This is a genomic window from Hymenobacter sp. UYP22 (assembly GCF_040547285.1).
Classification (GTDB): Bacteria; Bacteroidota; Bacteroidia; order Cytophagales; family Hymenobacteraceae; genus Hymenobacter.
In genome coordinates, this window is the sequence record NZ_JBEPPK010000006.1 from 1 (window position 1) to 17,223 (window position 17,223).

Sequence of the window (17,223 nt, forward strand, 5' to 3'; positions counted from 1 at the left end):
TGGTGAATTCTCGGGTGCGTAGCCATTTTAACCTCCTCAAACACCCCCCCGCGAGATTCCTCGACTCCGCTCGGAATGACGTTCTTTTTTACTTCCTGCTTTATCCTTCCACCACACCTAGCCCTTTGCGCTGGCCCAGCTCCAGCAGCAGCGGGAAGGCCTCCTCATATTCGTTGCGGATTTTGCCTTCCAAAATGGCTTCCAGTAAGGCTTCCTTCAGCTCCCCTACCTCCCGGCTGGGTTTGAGGCCGAAGGTTTCCATAATGATTTCGCCGGTGATGACGGGCTTGAAGTTGCGCAGGTGGTCTTTTTCCTCTACTTCCTTCAGCTTCTGCTCCACCACGTCAAAATTGCGCAGGTAGCGGGCCACGCGCTGGTGGTCTTTGCTGGTAATATCGGCCCGGCAGAGCAGCATCAGGCGGTCCACGTCGTCGCCGGCCTCAAACAACAAGCGGCGCACCGCCGAGTCCGTCACAATTTCCTTGACCAGGGCAATGGGTCGCAGGTGCAGGCGCACCAACTTCTGCACTTGGCGCATTTCCTCCCCCAAGGGCAGTTTCAGGTCGGTGAAGATGCCGGGTACCCAGCGCGCGCCCTTGTCCTCGTGGCCGTGGAAGGTCCAGCCTACCCGCTTATCGTAGCGCTTGGTGGCGGGCTTGGCAATGTCGTGCAGAATGGCGGCCCAACGTAACCACAGGTCGCCGCCGGCCGCCACCACGTTATCCAGCACTTGCAGGGTGTGGTAGAAGTTGTCCTTGTGCGCGTGCTGGCCCACTTTTTCCACCCCCTGCAATTGGGCCATCTTCGGGAAGATGAGCGGCAGCAGCCCGCAGCTAAACAGCAGCTTAAAGCCGTAGCTAGGCTTCGGGGCCATGATAATTTTGTTCAGCTCAGTGGTAATGCGCTCCTGGGAGATAATCTTGATGCGCTCTTTGTTGCGGGCCAGCGCATCAAACGTATCGGGGTCAATATCGAAATTCAGCTGGGTGGCAAACCGGATGGCACGCAGCATGCGCAGCGGGTCATCGGAAAAGGTGATATCGGGGTCCAGCGGCGTGCGGATAATCTTGCGCTGCAGGTCTCCCATACCGTCGTAGCGGTCCACTAGCTGCCCATAGGTTTCGGGGTTTAGGCTCAGGCCCAAGGCGTTGATGGTGAAGTCGCGGCGGGCCAAGTCGTCCTCCAAAGTGCCGGCTTCCACCTCGGGCTTGCGGCTTTCGGCCCGGTAGCTTTCCTTGCGGGCGCCCACAAACTCCACTTCTATTTCGGGCGTGGGCAGCATGGCCGTACCGAAGTTTTTGAACACAGTTACGCGGGGTCGGCCGGGCAGCTTGCGGCCCACGGCCTGAGCCAGCGCAATTCCGTCGCCCACGCACACCACATCCACGTCCTTACTTTCCCGTTCCAGCGCCAAATCCCGCACGTAGCCGCCAATTACATAGGCCGGAAACCCCAGCTCGCCGGCAGCATCGGCAATGGTACGGAACAGCGGTAAGTCGGGCAGTTGGGGGTGTTGCATGGGGCAAAGGTAGCAGGAGCCGCGCTACCGCACAGGTTATGGCCCTAGGTGAAAGCAACAAAAAAGCTCCTCCGACACTGGGCCGGAGGAGCTTTAAACGGCTTAGCCGTTCGGCGAACCTATTGCTTAACGGGGGTTTCTTCAACTGCACCAGCGGCGGGCTGGTTACGTACCACGGCGGTGTCACCGGTAGTAGGAGTAGTTTCTTCTTTTACCTCGGCAGCAGCGTTGTCGGTAGCATTTTCAACGGCGTCGCCAGCAGCTTCCGTGTTAGCAGCAGCATCGTTGGCAGCGCTTTCCGCGGTAGCCTCAGCGTTTTCCTGCGTTTTCTCCGAGCACGAAGCCAGGGCGAAAGGAGCAAAAGCGGCCAGAACGAGCAGGGATTTGAAAGAGAATTTCATGGCAAAAAAGTCGAAAGGGTTGGAGTTGAAATCGAATTCAGGGCTTCATACCTCCTACTGCCAAAAAGTAACCCAACCCAACTCGTTTTTTTGTTGAAGTATCGTAAATAATGCAGAAGCACAACAGTGCGCAGCTGCAAGCAGAACGATTGGTATTGAGTGGACTAGCTGCGTTTTGCGCGAGTGAGACCGGCCGCAACCCACTGCCACCGGATACAGATGCCTAGTCACGCAGCACCTCCAACTGCCCATCGGCTAGCACCCGCACCACGCGGGAGGGCGCGGCCCGGATTTCATCATCCTGTCGCCAGTTCACAACATAATCGGCCTGGCGCACCAGTGCTGGGTTAATTTCGCTGAATATCGCCGGGGTGGGCTCTCCGCTCAGGTTAGCAGAAGTAGACACCAGCCCGTGGCCCAGCCGCCGGATTACCAGTCGGCAAAACTCGTCCTCCTGTACTACGCGCAGGCCAATGGTGCCATCGGGGGCCAGCAGGTTGGGGGCCAGTTGTCGGCTGCCGGGCACCACATAGGTAGTGGGCCGCTTCTGGGCAGCCAGCAGCTCCGTCAGATTCGAGGGAACCACTTCGGCGTAGCGGGCAAACATCTGCTCATCGGCCACCAGCACAATGCAGGCTTTTTCGGCGGGCCGGTTTTTGAGCTTGTACACCTGCTCCACGGCGCGCGTCACTTCGGCATCACACCCCAGGCCCCACACTGTATCGGTAGGGTACAGAATCACCTGCTGCAACAGCAGCGCATCCACGGCACTATCTACTTCCTGACGGAAAAATTTCATGACTACAGGTATCTGAGAAGTTCAAAAATGAGGTGTTCTATTCCAGCAACTGCGGAGCTAGCCAGCCGTTTAACCTGGAGCCTACAAATATAGATTTCGCTGCTTATGGCTTCTCACACTATTGAAACTGAAGTATTGCGCATTGCCTACGAGCAGCACGGCCCCTCCGATGCGCCCGTGATACTCCTGCTCCACGGCTTCCCCGACGACCTGCGTACCTGGGACGATATTACTGGCCAGTTGGTAGCGGCCGGCTACCAGGTTATTGCGCCCTCTATGCGGGGCTGCGGCGGCTCGGTATTTACTAGTTCCGACACGCCACGCTCCGGTCAGACAACCGCTCTGGCCCAGGACGCCATTGACCTGCTCGACCATCTGGGCATTGCGAAAGTAGTGCTGGTAGGCCACGACTGGGGCGGCCGCGCTGCCTACCTGCTGGCCGCCCTCTGGCCCGAGCGCATTGAACGGATGGTTACGTTGTCAGTGGGCTATGAAACCGGCATCAAGCCCGGCAATAAAATTCCGCCGGAACAGATTCACGCGTATTGGTACCAGTGGTTTTTCCACTCAGAGCGCGGCCACGAGGCTCTAAGAGACAACCGCCGCGCTTTTTGCCGCTACATCTGGCACACCTGGTCGCCCACTTGGCAGTTCGATGATGCCACGTTCGAGCGTACCGCCGCCGCCTGGGACAACCCCGATTGGGTAGATGTGGTGTTGCACGCTTACTGTTTCCGCTGGGGCGCGGCCCCACCCGACCCGCGCTACGAAGCCCTAGAAAAACAGTTAGAGCCTCAGCCGAAAATCAATGTGCCCACCATTCTGCTGCACGGCGAGTTGGACGGTGCCAGTCTGGCCACCTCTTCCGAGGAAAAAGAACAACATTTTACCGGCTCCTATACCCGGCAGGTGTTGCCCGGCGTTGGTCACTACATCCCGCGCGAAGCTCCCGATGCGGTGGTGCAGGCGGTGTTACAGAAGTAGGGCTGTCAGTTCAGGTGGAGTGATGGTAATTCCTTTTATGCGTTACCCTGTTCCTCGCTTCGCTCAAACTGACAATGCTAGCTGATGCTCTGGCACAGTTCCACCAGCACTCCATTGGCCGATTTCGGGTGCACGAAGCACACCAGCTTGTTGTCGGCGCCGCGCTTGGGTTCTTCATTGAGTAGCTGAAAGCCCTCGGCCCGCAGCCGCGCCATTTCCGCCCGGATGTCGTCCACCTCAAAGGCAACGTGGTGAATACCCTCAGGTTTTTTTTCCAGGTAGCGCGTAATGGCACTGTCGGGGGAGGTGCCGGCCAGGAGCTCAATCTTGGAGCCCCCCACCTGAAAAAACACCGTATCCACGGCTTCTGAGGCTACATGCTCCCGTTTATATGGTTGCTGGCCCAGCAACGTAGTATATAAGGAAGTGGCCGCTTCCAGGTCTTTAACGGCGAGGCCCAGATGTTCGAGGTTGGTGAGCATGGATTAGTCGAGAAGGGCGAAACCGGCATAGCGCGGCTTCGTCGGTTTTGTTCTACTTTTGCACTTGCAAATGTGGGAAGAAATGAAAACCTGTTGACAGTTTTTTGTGTTCTACCTACGAATGATTCTCCGCTGAAACCAGACACCCCCGAGCCATGCTCAAGCTACCTATTTACCTCGACAACAACGCCACCACGCCCCTCGACCCGCGTGTTCTGGAGGCCATGATGCCGTACCTGACCGAGGTATTCGGCAACGCTGCCTCGCGTAACCACCCCTTCGGCTGGGCCGCCGAGGAAGCCGTGGACTACGCCCGCGAGCAGATTGCCGGCCTGATCAACTGTGACCCCAAGGAAATTATTTTCACCTCGGGCGCTACTGAATCCGATAACCTCGGTATCAAAGGCGTTTTTGAGATGTACTCCCAGAAGGGCAACCACATCATCACCGCCACCACCGAGCACAAAGCCGTGCTTGATACCTGCAAGCACATTGAGAAGCTGGGTGGCCGCGTAACTTACCTGCCCGTTAACGCCGAGGGTCTCATCAGCCTGGAAGAACTGGAAGCCGCCATGACACCGGAAACCATTCTGGTGACCATCATGTACGGCAACAACGAAACCGGCACCATCCAGCCCATCAAGGAAATTGCCGCCATTGCCCACAAGCACGGCGCTCTGTTCATGACGGACGGTACCCAGGCCGTTGGTAAGGTTCCGGTAGACGTCATTGCTGATGGCATTGACCTGATGGCCTTCACGGCTCACAAGATGTACGGCCCCAAGGGTGTTGGTGCTTTGTACGTGCGCCGCAAGAACCCCCGCGTGAAAGTAACTGCCCAGATGGACGGTGGCGGCCACGAGCGGGGCATGCGCTCCGGCACGCTCAACGTGCCCGGCATTGTGGGCCTGGGCAAAGCCTGTGAGCTAGCCAAGCAGGACATGGCCGCCGACACGGCCCGCCTGAGCGCCATGCGCGACCGGTTGGAAAAAGAGTTACTGACGCTGGAAGAAAGCTACGTGAACGGCTCGGTGGAGCGCCGCCTGCCCCACGTAGCTAACATCAGCTTTAAATATGTAGAGGGTGAAGGCCTGATGATGGGCGTGAAGGACCTGGCGGTATCGTCCGGCTCGGCTTGTACCTCGGCTTCCCTGGAACCCTCCTACGTACTGAAGGCCCTGGGCCTCAGTGATGACCTTGCCCACAGCTCTTTGCGCTTCGGCCTGAGCCGCTTCACTACCGATGAGCAAATCGATTATGCCATCAACCACGTAAAGGAAGCCGTTACGAAGCTGCGCGAAATGTCGCCCTTGTGGGAGATGTTCAAAGAGGGCATCGACCTCAACTCTATTGAGTGGGCTGAGCATTAATTTTTAGAGCTTAGAACTGGGAGCCAAGAGCTTAGCATTGGTCCTTAGTCTAGGTTCTGAGTTCTAAAACCTAACATCTAATTTCATCAAAAGCCATGGCTTACTCCGATAAAGTAATCGACCATTACAGCAACCCCCGCAACGTGGGCACGCTGGACAAAAGCAAAAAGAACGTAGGTACCGGCCTGGTGGGCGCTCCTGAGTGCGGTGATGTAATGCGCCTGCAAATTGAGGTAGACGAAACCACCAATACCATTACCGACGCCAAATTCAAAACCTTCGGCTGCGGCTCGGCTATTGCGTCGTCGTCGCTGGCTACGGAGTGGCTGAAAGGCAAAACGGTGGACGAGGCCCTGGCCATCGACAACATGGAAATTGTGGAGGAGCTGGCCCTGCCGCCGGTAAAAATTCACTGCTCGGTGCTGGCTGAAGATGCCATCAAGTCGGCCATCAACGACTACCGCGTGAAAAACGGCCTGCCCGAGCTGGAAATGGCTAAGTCGCACCACTAGTTTGGTAGCAGAAGTTCAGGAGCCAGGAGATAGAATCTACCTTCCCCAGTGGGTGGTTGTTCTGTCTTCTGGCTCCTTTCTGCTTACTCTTTTCCGCTAGCGCCCACCTCCTGCTAAACCATGGACCTCTCTCCTACCGATATACACATCGAAAGTGCCCGGATTCAGCGCCAGATAGAAGATTATCTGGGTCTGGGGGCAGGTAACTTACTATTCGAGTTCCGGCAGCTGGATGGACAAATGCGGCTGGATTTGATTACGGTAAATCCGCGCCACCACCAAAGCTTCTTGTTCCGTTATGAGACGGGGTACAACAAGTTAGAGGCGTTGCGCAAGATGCTGGCCTACGTACAGCGTTTTCGTGACGAGGAAAGCTCGTACACCATTCAGTGGCGCACTCGCGGCGACAAGGAGTTGCAGACCTCCTATTTCCGGGCGCACAATGTGTACGAAGCACTGGATAAGCTCTACTACGGCCGTGACCTAACCACCATTACGGTATTTAGTGTGGTGCTAAACCCTAGTTCTTAGAATGTTTCTGAACAAGCACCGTATCTTTGGTGTTCTATATCTGACATTCCTCTCGGGTAACGCTAACGGCGGCTCGATTTAGCCTTTTTCGCCCATGATTACCGTTTCTGATAAAGCCAAGGAGAAAGTTGAAAAGCTCATGCAGGATGCAGAGTTGGACGCTACTTACCGTTTGCGGGCCTCGGTGGCTGGTGGTGGTTGTTCCGGCTTAAGCTACAAGCTTGACTTCGACAACGAAGTAAAGCCCATGGATCAAGAATTTGAGGACAAGGGTGTCAAGGTGGTGGTAGATATGAAAAGCTTCCTCTACCTGGCTGGTACTCAGCTCGATTTTTCGGACGGCCTAAACGGTAAAGGGTTTTACTTTGACAACCCCAATGCGTCCCGCACTTGTGGTTGTGGCGAGAGTTTCTCGGTATAACCTTAAAACATTACTGCCAAAAAGGCCTCCCGTAGCTTAACGGGAGGCCTTCTTATTGCTAGCAACTGTAACCTGCTTCCATACAGGAATGGCTATCTGGCGCGGGTAGCCGCTTCTCTATAACGGTATCCAACTCTATTTCTTAATGAATTTGTGCGCAAAACGTCCTGCAGCGGTAGTAACTAATATTTGGTATATGCTGGCAGGCACATTGCTCACCTGTATGGGCGTGGCTTCCTGAACTGCTCCGTGCATTAGTAATCAGCAAATGCGCGGAGGCCGTCCCATAAGGTCCAGGCGTGGTAGAAGCAGCCAAATAAGGGGTACCTATTATGGAATAGTCAAGAATAGCAGCCACAAAAAAAGTGCCTCCCATTACCGGAAGGCACTTTTCATTTTTGGCTAAGTAAGCAGCTTACTTCTTCACGATGCGGCGGGTCACTTTCGCAGTTCCCTCACCTACTGTTACCAGGTAAGTACCGGTTTGCAGGGTGCTCATGTTGAGCTTGCTGTCGGCACCTAGTTTCTGCGTGCTAATTACGCGGCCGGTCATATCAGTAATGATGGCCGTTACACCTTCCGCAGAGCCGCCCAGCTCGATGGTCAGCTGATCTTCAACCGGGTTGGGGTACATGGTCACATCACCCGAATTCAGGAAGCTTACGGCTACCAATGAGCTAAAGCTGCTGCTGCCATCCAAATCAACCTGCTTGAGGCGGTAGTAAGACACACCGTTCAGCGGCTTCTTGTCAACCTCATTGTAAACGGTGCGGCTAGAAGTAGTACCCTTGCCCTCACGGATCAAAACAGTTTCAAACGAACGACCGTCACGACTGCGCTGCACTTCAAAGTGCTTGTTGTTCAGTTCAGCAGCAGTTTCCCAGTTCAAAGCAACTTGGTTGTTTTTCACCTTAGCCGAGAAGGATACCAGTGTAACCGGCAGTGGCGAAGGAGCAATGATACCAGGGATGGTGTTCGGTACTGGTGGCGACAGGTAGTTTTCAGCCCCGATTACGCTCACATTGAAGTTATTATCAATGTTATTATACTCAAAGGTGTAGAAGTAGTAGGTAGTAGCCAGATCCAGCCCATCCACTACCACTGTCTGGTTAGCACCAGAGTACACCGCGAAAAAACCGGGAGCAATCTGCGGACCTTGACCATACGTCTGGTTACCCGTCTGGTACGAATTTCCATCGATAGGTTGGTTAGCAGCTGGCAGTTCTGGATTCGTACTAGCTACAATCAGGCGTCCTTCTCCGTAACCCAACTGCGCATAGTTAGCGGGCAGGTTGAAGGTTACCGTGGCAGTAGTACCGCTTCGTGTAACGGTAGCAGTGCTACGCAGAGTAGGCTCCGTATCAATGGAGCGACCCGACAACAAGTCGTTAGCACCAAACGATTGTACCGATTTGTTTGCAAAGTCGTTGCTCTGGAATTGAAGCGTAGACTGTGCCGTGCCCAAATAAGTAGGCCTGTAGCGCACGTAAATCGGCTGATTAATCGTGTACGTCGTGGAACTGGGCGTCAGAACTACCGAGTTAGTGAACGTCACGTTGTCGAGAGACAGTTCGAACTGGGGCGTATTCTCAGGATTCAGCGGGTTCGTAGACAGCAACTTGGAAATGGTTACCGGCTGTAGTACACGCTCAGCATTGATAGTCAGGGCCTGAGAAGCAGACCTAGTATTGAGCATCACATTGCGCACTTCCTGGAAAGCGTTGGCAATTTGAATGTTAGGTTCACTGGTACCAGCTACTGGAATACCCTGAGCAATTGCTGGGCTGCTGGAATTCAGGATCAGTGAGGAAGTATTCAGCGCGGACGGAGGGATGAAGCGCACATAAATAGTAGTGGCCGTTACATCTGAACCCGAGTTGCGTGCTACCACGATGGTATTACCAGTACCCGTAACCCCAGCGAAATTGGGATCCGTCGATACCTGGAAATACTGCGGAGCAGCAACCGTAATATCCTGCAGCAGGTTCGAGCCGGACAGTGTGTAAGATTGGGCAGCAGAGGGAACACCAGGCACCGTAGAGAACTGGTTCAGGTTACCCGAAGCGTTGATTACCGAGTTGTTACCCGTGCTGTTCGCTATAATGGTAACCACTTGGTTTGTAGCACCTGTGCTGGAGGCTGTAATGCTGCCCGTAAAAGGACCGCGGGCAATCGGACCAGTCAATTGTACTTCGATATTACGGATAGAAACCGTGCCGCCTGAAGGAGCAATTACCAAGGGGCCATTTGTGAAGCTGCCACCAGCGGAGGCATCCCGGAATACGATATTGTTGGTAGAACCCGTAAGCACCAGTGGGTCCGTCAGGTTACCTGCGTTAATTGAGAAGGTTAGCGTTTGGGCGGAACCCGTAGCCGAAACCGTACCGAAATCCAAAGAACTGGGGTTTACGACGATAAAGGGACCGGTTGGAGCAGGGGTAGCAGTACCGCTAACTTCTACTGTCGTTGAGGTAGCGCCAGCAGTAATGGTAATCTCGCTAGCGTAATCCTGCGCAACTGTAGGGACAAAACGGGTTTCAATAGTTTGGTTGACGCTACCATTAGCAACAGCCAGCGTTAAGGTCGAGCTGTAGGCACCATTTGGCAGGCGTACCTGGAAACCGGACGGGGCCGTTACTGTTACATTGCTGCTTGTCAGGTTGCTGCCTGTTACAGTAAAAGTAGAAGGAGTAGAAGCCTGCCCTACTTGGGTAGTGGGGAAGATAATCGTGGTAGGGTTGGTGTTCAAAATAGCTGGTGCAGGCTGAGCCGTACCAAACGTATTTACTGCCACCGTATTTGCACCGGTGCTGGTTAGCGTAACCGAACCGTTATTAGAGCCAGATACCGTAGGCTGAAATACTACATAAATTGTAGTGTTAGGCACGGTACCAGCGGTCGGCGTCAACGAAAGCGAGGACACATAGGGTCCACCGGTTGTAGTGCTGATCAAATAGTCCGAAGAAGCAGTCAGCAATAAAGGAGCCGTCAAGCTCTGACCACTAGCTACGAACGTTTGCTCAGCGCTGGTAGATCCTACGACAGTGTTGGTACCGAATACCAGAGTGGTCGGGTTGGCGGTAATAGTAGGAGTTGTAGAAACAGTACCTCTGATTACGGCATCATCCAAGCGGTAGAGTTGCGTGGTAGCCGTGCCAGTACGAGTGAAGCGCAACCCAAATGAAGTGCTGGGAGCAGGCTGGCTAGCAAACGAAACCGTATATAGATTCCACGCATACCCTGTGGCTGAAGTATTGCTGGTAGTGCGGGCGTACGTAGCGGTAGTGTAGGTAGAACCGTTCGTAGTGTACTGCACAGTGAAATCCGCAGAGCTAGGAATTGCACCATTGGGGGTGTACAAACCAAACGTAACACCTAGATTAGAAACTTGGCTGGTGTTCAGGCCCGAAATGGTAAAATCATACGGAGGCGTACCTGGGTCGCTGGCTGAAGTGGCCGGACCAAAGAAAATGCTTGCTCCACCACTGGCACCCGTGTAGCCCGAAGAACTAGCGGAAGTAGCCAGACGAGCAGTGCCCGAATAAGACGCGGCTCCCGTTTCAGAACCAGCCTGATCATAGGTAAAACCACCCTTGGTAGCGTAGCTCGTTATAGTCTCACGGGAAACTGTACTAATCCCCGCATCGGACATATCTTCCGAATAGACGGCTGTTTGGGCCCGCGAGGCAAACGGCACTAATAAGAAGGTGATTACCATCAATACCCAGAGCCAAGTTCGGCTAGCTAAGGGCACTGAACTCAAGTAAGTCTTTTTCATACAATATGTTAGGAAAGAAGTTGCGAAATGAAGTTTGACGATGGTTTACAGAAGAAAACAGGTAGTAACCCGTTGATTTTTGGGAATCTATACGGAAAGCTCACAAAATGGATAAGGATATTTTCAAGATGAGTTAGCAATTTTTACCTACAGGAAATATTGGTTTACCGCTTGTATTTACTCGTTCATATTACGTGCCAAAATTACTACCTCTGTCCATAAAAGCGGCTTCATTTATAAAAATGTTCTACTTACATATAAAATAAATACATTGTATATATTCTATATTTACAGAAAAGGCACACTACGAATACAAAAGTACAACAAATACCAAAGTCATGTATTGGACTGTTATAAGTTCTCTGCAGTTGAAGTATAAGTTGGAGTTACTCCCTATGCTGCAGCGTGCCATCGCTCAAAGTTAGGGGCACATAACGCCTATAACTGTACTTTTCATACATTAGGGTTTAGGGTTTACAACAAAACTGCCCCCACCAAGTAGCAATTGGTGGGGGCAGTTCGTATTCCAACTCCTTGTATGGTCTATTTCCAGTCGGGCAGCGTGGCGTTCTGGAACAGGCGGATTCGATTCCGACCATCCAGGTCAACCGTGTGTATATCTGGTATCGACTGCGGAACGTTGTTTACTTGCACGAAGATGATTTTCGAACCGTCTGGAGCGTAACGTGGTACCACATCATTGAAGCCTACTGGTTTGCCGGAAGTAGTTCCGATTGTACCTGTACCCGCCGAAACGTCCACTACTCCGCTCCCATCCAGGTTCTGGGTTATCAGGTGGGAATTCAGCTGGCGGCCGGTACCATCGTTGAAGTTGTCCAAATCACGGGTGTAAAGTAACCGACGGCCATCGACGCTGAAAGAGGGTGAATCGAGCCGGCCAGGTAAGTTCCCAACTGCCTGCGTGAACCCAGAACCGTCGGCGTTCAGGTAATATAACTCCGAATCATAGATGCTCACCCCTACCGTCTGCACCACTATCCGGTTGCCAACGGCCGTCCAGTCACACTCCCGGAAATGCCGGTCGGCCGGAGCAGTAGCCAGCAACGTAAGGCCAGTACCATCCCGGTTAATCTTGTACAGCTTGTTGTAGCTACTATACAGGAGTTGGGACCCATCTGGTGACCAGCGGTAACCTACTCCCATATTGAAGTAGCCATCAACGGGCAGCAATGTTACCTGACGCACGTCAGAGCCATCCCGATTCATGGTGTAAATCTGGAACTGCCCTGTGGCATTGGAAGTGTAGGCCACCCGGTCACGGTTGGGGCTAAGTTGGGGGGCAGTTTCAATGAACGGTGAGGAGGTGAGCTGCAACAAGCTCGTTCCGGCCTCGTCAGACGAGTATATATCGGTGTTGCCATTAACGGTGCGCGCAAACAGAAACCGGTTGTCGGGCTGGCTACGGGTCCGGAAACTCCAGATGTCGCCCCTAACTACCTCCCCTGCCTTATCTCGCACTGTTACCTGCCAGAAGTAGGTAGTATTGTAGCGCAGCCCGGTAACAGCTGCCGCTGTATCCCGAGAATTATTAAGCACCTGCAACCGGGAAGGAGAGTTACTTTCGTAGAGTACCACGTCATTGCGCAAGGAGTCACTTTTGCCATCAGGGTCGGTAACCCGCCAGCGTAACGTCAGAGCAATGGGTTGATTGGAGGCTTGGTCGGCCGGGAATGGGTTGGAGGGCGCATTGGGTCGTCTGTTAGTACCCGAAGCTCTTTCCAGCACTACCCGTACATCCGTGGGGGCATTCAAATTTACTTGCACATTCACGGCCTCCGTCTTGAAATCAGCCTTTCTGACGTTGAGGGTATATTTTCCAATTGCTACTTCTCTCAGCTCAAACTTTCCCTGCGCATCAGTGGTGAAGGATGATGTAGCCGGGGTGGTGGTAATTACTGCGTTAGCAACCGGCGCATTGTCCCGGCTATCAAGCACGGTACCGGTAAGACTACCATATTGAGCCGGCTCCACAGTAGTGTCCTCGCAGGCCCACATACATACACATATCATACACCACACAGCCGCACGAAATTGAGTGCGCAACAAAGAGAACATAGGAAAAGCGAATTTTTAAGCCAGAGGAAGCGAAGCGAGAGTGAGTATTAAGGGCGGCTATCCGGCCGACGAATAAGGGAATCTTGGGCCAGTAACTGTCCTTGCTCGTCAAACACTTTTAACCGGATGCTACACACATCAGTGGGCTGGTAATTGATGGTAGTTTGCGAAAGAGCCATTTCCTGCGCTGGTGCCAGATTGATGCGGCCACCCTGCGTGTTGTGCGTGCTGCCGGAGCGGCCTTCCCGCTCCATCGTCAGCTCGTAGCTTGCCGCTAGCGGAGACTCCGTTTGGTTTCGGCAATAGCCCGTAATCTGGAGTTCCCCATTTTGAAGTTGACTAACCAGTTTGGCTTGGCACATAGCAGCGGGATTAGGATGAGGGGTGCCTAGCAACAACATGCCCGCTGCTACCCAAGCATATGCGGAGAAGAAAGTCATGGAAGCCAGTGTTGAAGGAGTTTGTAGCTGAAATACACGACACTCGGGCCGACATGAGCAAGTACCCTTGCCGGCCCAAGCTTACGTTAAGGCTTATACACAGACCCTTGCTCGATAGAGAGCCGGATACCGTTACCCTGCATCTTGATTTCGTAGCCGGGAGGTGCGGTAGCTCCTGCTTCACGCTGCACTAGCTGGTTGTTGGTGCCCATCTGTTGCACCAGATACCGCCGGCTGTCCACGCGCAACTCCTGCTCAACTGAGTTGTAGGCCCCGTTCTGCTTGATGGTAGAGCTGGTACCATTACCCACAATGGTGGTGTTGACCGTGTTGCCCGTGCCTGACTGCACTACAGCCTGTACATTTTGGCTACCTGTTTGGGCCGCCATAAGTAGGTTGCTGGTGCCCGTTTGCAGCAGCGTGGCCTGATTGCCACTACCCACCTGCGTTAACATTACTTTGTTAGCTAGTGGTAATGCTGGTGCTACGGCAGCATTTAACTCTGCTCCTGCATTCTGTAACAGGACAAGGCTTGGTACCGGGTTATCTTCTTCGCTGGTTTGCGCTTGGCTGGCGGTAGCGGCGTAACACAGAAGTAAGGATGTAAAAATCAACCATTTCGTTTTCATGAGAACCAGTTTCAGAGTGGGGGTGAAACGTACACTAAATGTATCATTTTTATTAATAAATACACTTTAAATTGTATTTATTTTCTAACAACAATAGCATCCCGCAGACCCGGAAAGTCTTACGAGATGCTATTATTATGCTGGGCTACTTAAAAACAGTTTCCCAAATTCACTTAGTATTAGCGGTTCTGCGAAACAGTGCTAATGTTGTTGTTGCCCATCTGCGATACGGTGCTCATGTTGCCGACGCCGCCCTGCAGGGTAGTAGCCTGGTTACCCGATCCAAATTGAGTTTGCGAAGCCATGTGGCTGCCACCACCATTCTGGCTGATGTAGGCTGCGTTACCGGGAGCCAAGAAGTCAGTGGGAGCATCCTGGTCCTGGTAAGCTTTGTTATTGCCGCTGCCCGACTGCTCAATGGTAGCCGTGTGGTAGTCATGACGCTGGTTCTGCGAGGCTACGTTGCCGGCGCTTGATTGCGTGATGCTGGCTTTAGCGCGCAAGCTACCCGTGGTGTTGGCTCCTTGGTTTTGGGAGGCAAGGTTATCGGCGCTGGTTTGCGTAATAACTGCTTCATTCTCAATACCACGCTGCAGTTGGGAGGCGGTGTTGCGGGCTCCTACCTGCGAGATGCTGGCCTTATTCCGGTCGGGGCTTCCGGGGTAGCCAGGGGCAGCTACCTGGGTCTGGTAGGCTTTGTTGCCTTCGCTGCCGCTCTGGAAAACAGTGGCTTCGTTGCGGGTACCCTCCTGAGTCTGAACGGACAGGTTAGAGCCGCTCAGCTGAGTAGCAGTGGCTTTGTTGCGGCTGCCCGACTGCGTCTGATAGGCTTTGCTGTTGCCATCAAGCGGAATATTGTCTCCTTGCTTTACGCTGGCTTCGTTCAGGGAGCCGCTCTGGGTCTGGTAGGCCTCCTGGTAAGTATCGCGCTGATCAGCAGTAGCTACGTTGCCTGAGCCCGACTGAGTTTGGTACAATTTGTTGTACCCGTCTCTCTGGGTGCCGGTGGCAGTATTGCCCGACCCCGTCTGATTTACAGACACTTGGTTAGCAGTACCAGACTGGGTAGAAGATTGCACGTTGCTACCCTGAGCAAAGGCACCACCAGCAACCATCATTGATGCAACGAGGAAAGATAACTTTTTCATGGAAAATGGAAAAATGGGTTAGAGAAGGAAGGGTACTCTGGGGAATGATTACTGGTTCCCTCCGGAGGAACAGTACAAATATATACTGGAAAAAGTAAAAGTCAAGCACTATGTAAAAAAATAGTTAAAATTATTATCAGCATTATTATATAAAACACTCGTACAGTCTACACGCTTATCGGTAGGCCTATTTCAATACGCTCGGCCATACAGCTGTGGGCTCTTAACCGTAAGCTTGACCCCCTACTTTCCCGAGCCTGTGCGGGTACCACGGGTGCCCAGGTAGATGGTTGCCCCAAGTCGGGCCGTCCAGAAATAGTCGTTATACTTACCTAATCTCACAAAATCCAGATTATCAGAAAAGTAATACCGCGCATCTGTTCCAACAGAAATTCCCAGCCGGTCAGTTAGGAGAAACTCGCCGCCCAGGCCAGCGGCTACGTGTGGTAGTAGTGCATTGCCGCCACTGCGCGGATTTCGGGTAGTGGCTCCACCACCGGCCCACAGATAAGGCGTGAACCGGTCACGGGGAAACACCCGGTAGTAAGCGGCCAGTTCTGCATAGCTGAAGGCTTGCTTGTAGTAGTCGCCAGCGGCCAACTCAAAATAGCCCAGGTGAAAGGCGGTACTCAGGTTTGAGGCCGGGTTACGCTGGTAGCGTAAGGCCAACTCAGCATTACCCCTGATTTGGGAACGTTTCAGGTCACCTACGTAGCGGGTGGTAGCTCCACTAAGGCCAATGCCTACTTGCCCGCGCCGGTCGTGCTGGGTCCGGCCCAGAATATCAATCTCCCGATTCTCGCTTTTCTCACGGAAGTAGGTTGCCACCGCGGGGCCATTGGCATCGGCTGGGTTACGGGGCACCCACAGCTGATCCCGAATACCCTCGTACACCAAGGCCTGCACCGATTTTTCAATGGCCTCTTTCACGGCCATTTCCGTGGGCTCATTGTAGGTAAAGCCCGTTTCGGTTTCGAGCAGGCGCTTGAAGTTCACGAACCGGAACAGGCTGGCGTCTACCTGCTGGGAAAGAATCGTCTTGGAGGTGTAGACCGTTTTGAGAATTTCGCCGGTGCTGGTGCTAATGGCGCGTAGGTATACCGTTACGCGGTCTTGGCGGTACTGGCCCGAGGCTCCGGCCCCGAAATAGCGTAGCCCGGCCCCGCCGGTTATCACGTTGGCATCATAGGAGATAATACCACCTTCCAGAATGACGCCCGCAAACAGCAAAGAGGGTAGCATGGGTTCTTTCTGGCCCGTAAGCTCCTGGTATTCAGCCCGGCTCGACCGAATTATTTTACGCTCATTGAGCAGGTTGCCCAAGTTTTCCCGCTCAATGGGGTTAAACCACCGCGACTCTTCTAGCGCCCGTAGCAAAATACTGGTACCACCTTGGGTAATGGCCGTTGAAAAGCTGGAGCCCCCTTGCGTGGGCTTATACTGTCCGGTTTGGTCCCGAAACTTATACACGGCTACTACTACCCGGTCGGTAGGTGGCTCCGGGAGTTGGGTCAGTTCCTGATTGCCGCGCACCTCGGCGCCCAAGCGGGCCCGTTCCGTGGTAAAGGGCTGATGAAAGTATGGCGCACAGCCGCCCGCTGCCAGCACTACGGCCAGGCAGATAAACAGTAAAAACCGCATAGCAGTGGAGAGTTATCGGTTACAGCGCCGGAACGGAAATAGTGGTTTGATTACCGGTATTAGAGTCCGTAATCTGAATACTGAACCCTCCCCCATTGGGCGTTACCACAATTTGGTAGCTGCCCACCGTGTAGGCACCTTCCTGCAGGCCCTGGTTACTGGCTCCAAACTTGTTGCCCACCAGCTTCTGGGCTAGCTGACTGAGGATCTGTTGGTTCAGGCTTTGTTCAAACTGCTTGAGCGGGTCCTGCTGGAAGATGGATTGCGTCGTCGCAGCGGCGGGGTCATCAATGGTGTTCTGCGCCTGGGCAGCACTCAGCAGCCACGAGTAATTAAAAGTGTTGCCGCCTCCAAAAGCTGGGTTTTTCGGCTCATATACCAGGTCCTGGCCACAGGCCGGGGCCACTCGTAGTAGCAGTACACACGCGAGTAAGAATACGTATTTCATACAGCAAGGAAGAAGGTGGGAGGTAGATAGAAACGGGCGGGTGA

Annotated in this window: 16 protein-coding genes; 5 read left to right on the forward strand and 11 right to left on the reverse strand. The window is 53.5% G+C overall.

The annotated features are described in order from the left end of the window. Window positions 1–100 precede the first annotated feature (100 nt). The 3 genes from ABIB60_RS11690 to ABIB60_RS11700 form a co-directional block, all read right to left on the reverse strand. The gene (locus ABIB60_RS11690) at window positions 101–1,519 is read right to left on the reverse strand and encodes a CCA tRNA nucleotidyltransferase (RefSeq protein WP_354580066.1); all 1,419 of its coding nucleotides are present in this window, start codon (window positions 1,517–1,519) and stop codon (window positions 101–103) included. A 119-nt stretch (window positions 1,520–1,638) separates the two neighbouring features. Continuing rightward, the gene (locus tag ABIB60_RS11695) at window positions 1,639–1,920 is read right to left on the reverse strand and encodes a hypothetical protein (RefSeq protein ID WP_354580068.1); all 282 of its coding nucleotides are present in this window, start codon (window positions 1,918–1,920) and stop codon (window positions 1,639–1,641) included. Between the two features lie 223 nt (window positions 1,921–2,143). Further along, complete coding sequence (locus tag ABIB60_RS11700) at window positions 2,144–2,719, reverse strand: L-threonylcarbamoyladenylate synthase (protein ID WP_354580070.1); 576 nt, start codon at window positions 2,717–2,719, stop codon at window positions 2,144–2,146. A gap of 105 nt (window positions 2,720–2,824) precedes the next feature. On the opposite strand from ABIB60_RS11700, the gene ABIB60_RS11705 reads away from it, so the two are divergent. Beyond that, entirely contained in the window at window positions 2,825–3,703 is an 879-nt protein-coding gene (locus ABIB60_RS11705) for an alpha/beta fold hydrolase (RefSeq protein ID WP_354580071.1), read from the forward strand. 77 nt (window positions 3,704–3,780) lie between these two features. On the opposite strand, the gene mce is transcribed toward ABIB60_RS11705, so the two are convergent. Then, window positions 3,781–4,185: a methylmalonyl-CoA epimerase gene (gene mce / locus ABIB60_RS11710; RefSeq protein WP_354580072.1), complete on the reverse strand. Its 405-nt coding sequence runs from the start codon at window positions 4,183–4,185 to the stop codon at window positions 3,781–3,783. Window positions 4,186–4,340: 155 nt separating this feature from the next. Here mce and ABIB60_RS11715 point away from each other — a divergent pair, with 155 nt between their 5' ends. The 4 genes from ABIB60_RS11715 (at window position 4,341) to ABIB60_RS11730 (ending at window position 7,019) form a co-directional block, all read left to right on the forward strand. After that, on the forward strand, window positions 4,341–5,555 hold the full coding sequence (locus ABIB60_RS11715) for an IscS subfamily cysteine desulfurase (RefSeq protein ID WP_354580074.1): 1,215 nt from the start codon (window positions 4,341–4,343) through the stop codon (window positions 5,553–5,555). 95 nt (window positions 5,556–5,650) lie between these two features. Next, entirely contained in the window at window positions 5,651–6,067 is a 417-nt protein-coding gene (gene iscU, locus ABIB60_RS11720; RefSeq protein WP_044001465.1) for a Fe-S cluster assembly scaffold IscU, read from the forward strand. 120 nt (window positions 6,068–6,187) lie between these two features. After that, window positions 6,188–6,598: a hypothetical protein gene (locus ABIB60_RS11725; protein ID WP_354580076.1), complete on the forward strand. Its 411-nt coding sequence runs from the start codon at window positions 6,188–6,190 to the stop codon at window positions 6,596–6,598. Between the two features lie 94 nt (window positions 6,599–6,692). Then, on the forward strand, window positions 6,693–7,019 hold the full coding sequence (locus tag ABIB60_RS11730) for a HesB/IscA family protein (protein ID WP_125429177.1): 327 nt from the start codon (window positions 6,693–6,695) through the stop codon (window positions 7,017–7,019). 415 nt (window positions 7,020–7,434) lie between these two features. Here ABIB60_RS11730 and ABIB60_RS11735 read toward each other — a convergent pair whose 3' ends face one another. From ABIB60_RS11735 to ABIB60_RS11765, 7 genes are all read right to left on the reverse strand, one after another. Continuing rightward, window positions 7,435–10,797 (reverse strand): T9SS type A sorting domain-containing protein, encoded by a 3,363-nt coding sequence (locus ABIB60_RS11735; RefSeq protein WP_354580077.1) that lies wholly within the window; start codon window positions 10,795–10,797, stop codon window positions 7,435–7,437. 543 nt (window positions 10,798–11,340) lie between these two features. Further along, window positions 11,341–12,873 carry a carboxypeptidase regulatory-like domain-containing protein gene (locus ABIB60_RS11740; protein WP_354580078.1) on the reverse strand — a complete coding sequence of 511 codons (1,533 nt, stop codon included), beginning with the start codon at window positions 12,871–12,873 and terminating at the stop codon, window positions 11,341–11,343. 47 nt (window positions 12,874–12,920) lie between these two features. Then, entirely contained in the window at window positions 12,921–13,235 is a 315-nt protein-coding gene (gene csgH / locus ABIB60_RS11745; RefSeq protein ID WP_354580080.1) for a curli-like amyloid fiber formation chaperone CsgH, read from the reverse strand. Window positions 13,236–13,399: 164 nt separating this feature from the next. After that, on the reverse strand, window positions 13,400–13,768 hold the full coding sequence (locus tag ABIB60_RS11750) for a hypothetical protein (protein WP_354580082.1): 369 nt from the start codon (window positions 13,766–13,768) through the stop codon (window positions 13,400–13,402). 353 nt (window positions 13,769–14,121) lie between these two features. Next, a complete protein-coding gene (locus tag ABIB60_RS11755) occupies window positions 14,122–15,090 on the reverse strand; it encodes a hypothetical protein (protein ID WP_354580083.1) in 969 nt (322 codons plus the stop codon). A 243-nt stretch (window positions 15,091–15,333) separates the two neighbouring features. Next, complete coding sequence (locus ABIB60_RS11760) at window positions 15,334–16,731, reverse strand: CsgG/HfaB family protein (RefSeq protein ID WP_354580085.1); 1,398 nt, start codon at window positions 16,729–16,731, stop codon at window positions 15,334–15,336. 19 nt (window positions 16,732–16,750) lie between these two features. Further along, entirely contained in the window at window positions 16,751–17,179 is a 429-nt protein-coding gene (locus ABIB60_RS11765; protein ID WP_354580086.1) for a curli production assembly/transport component CsgF, read from the reverse strand. Between the last annotated feature and the right edge of the window lie 44 nt (window positions 17,180–17,223).

Coding starts and splice junctions, on each gene's coding strand:
- ABIB60_RS11690 (WP_354580066.1), bottom strand. CDS start 1,519: ATGCAACACCCCCAACTGCCCGACTTACCGCTGTTCCGTACCATTGCC.
- ABIB60_RS11695 (WP_354580068.1), bottom strand. CDS start 1,920: ATGAAATTCTCTTTCAAATCCCTGCTCGTTCTGGCCGCTTTTGCTCCT.
- ABIB60_RS11700 (WP_354580070.1), bottom strand. CDS start 2,719: ATGAAATTTTTCCGTCAGGAAGTAGATAGTGCCGTGGATGCGCTGCTG.
- ABIB60_RS11705 (WP_354580071.1), top strand. CDS start 2,825: ATGGCTTCTCACACTATTGAAACTGAAGTATTGCGCATTGCCTACGAG.
- mce (WP_354580072.1), bottom strand. CDS start 4,185: ATGCTCACCAACCTCGAACATCTGGGCCTCGCCGTTAAAGACCTGGAA.
- ABIB60_RS11715 (WP_354580074.1), top strand. CDS start 4,341: ATGCTCAAGCTACCTATTTACCTCGACAACAACGCCACCACGCCCCTC.
- iscU (WP_044001465.1), top strand. CDS start 5,651: ATGGCTTACTCCGATAAAGTAATCGACCATTACAGCAACCCCCGCAAC.
- ABIB60_RS11725 (WP_354580076.1), top strand. CDS start 6,188: ATGGACCTCTCTCCTACCGATATACACATCGAAAGTGCCCGGATTCAG.
- ABIB60_RS11730 (WP_125429177.1), top strand. CDS start 6,693: ATGATTACCGTTTCTGATAAAGCCAAGGAGAAAGTTGAAAAGCTCATG.
- ABIB60_RS11735 (WP_354580077.1), bottom strand. CDS start 10,797: ATGAAAAAGACTTACTTGAGTTCAGTGCCCTTAGCTAGCCGAACTTGG.
- ABIB60_RS11740 (WP_354580078.1), bottom strand. CDS start 12,873: ATGTTCTCTTTGTTGCGCACTCAATTTCGTGCGGCTGTGTGGTGTATG.
- csgH (WP_354580080.1), bottom strand. CDS start 13,235: ATGTGCCAAGCCAAACTGGTTAGTCAACTTCAAAATGGGGAACTCCAG.
- ABIB60_RS11750 (WP_354580082.1), bottom strand. CDS start 13,768: ATGTTAACGCAGGTGGGTAGTGGCAATCAGGCCACGCTGCTGCAAACG.
- ABIB60_RS11755 (WP_354580083.1), bottom strand. CDS start 15,090: ATGAAAAAGTTATCTTTCCTCGTTGCATCAATGATGGTTGCTGGTGGT.
- ABIB60_RS11760 (WP_354580085.1), bottom strand. CDS start 16,731: ATGCGGTTTTTACTGTTTATCTGCCTGGCCGTAGTGCTGGCAGCGGGC.
- ABIB60_RS11765 (WP_354580086.1), bottom strand. CDS start 17,179: ATGAAATACGTATTCTTACTCGCGTGTGTACTGCTACTACGAGTGGCC.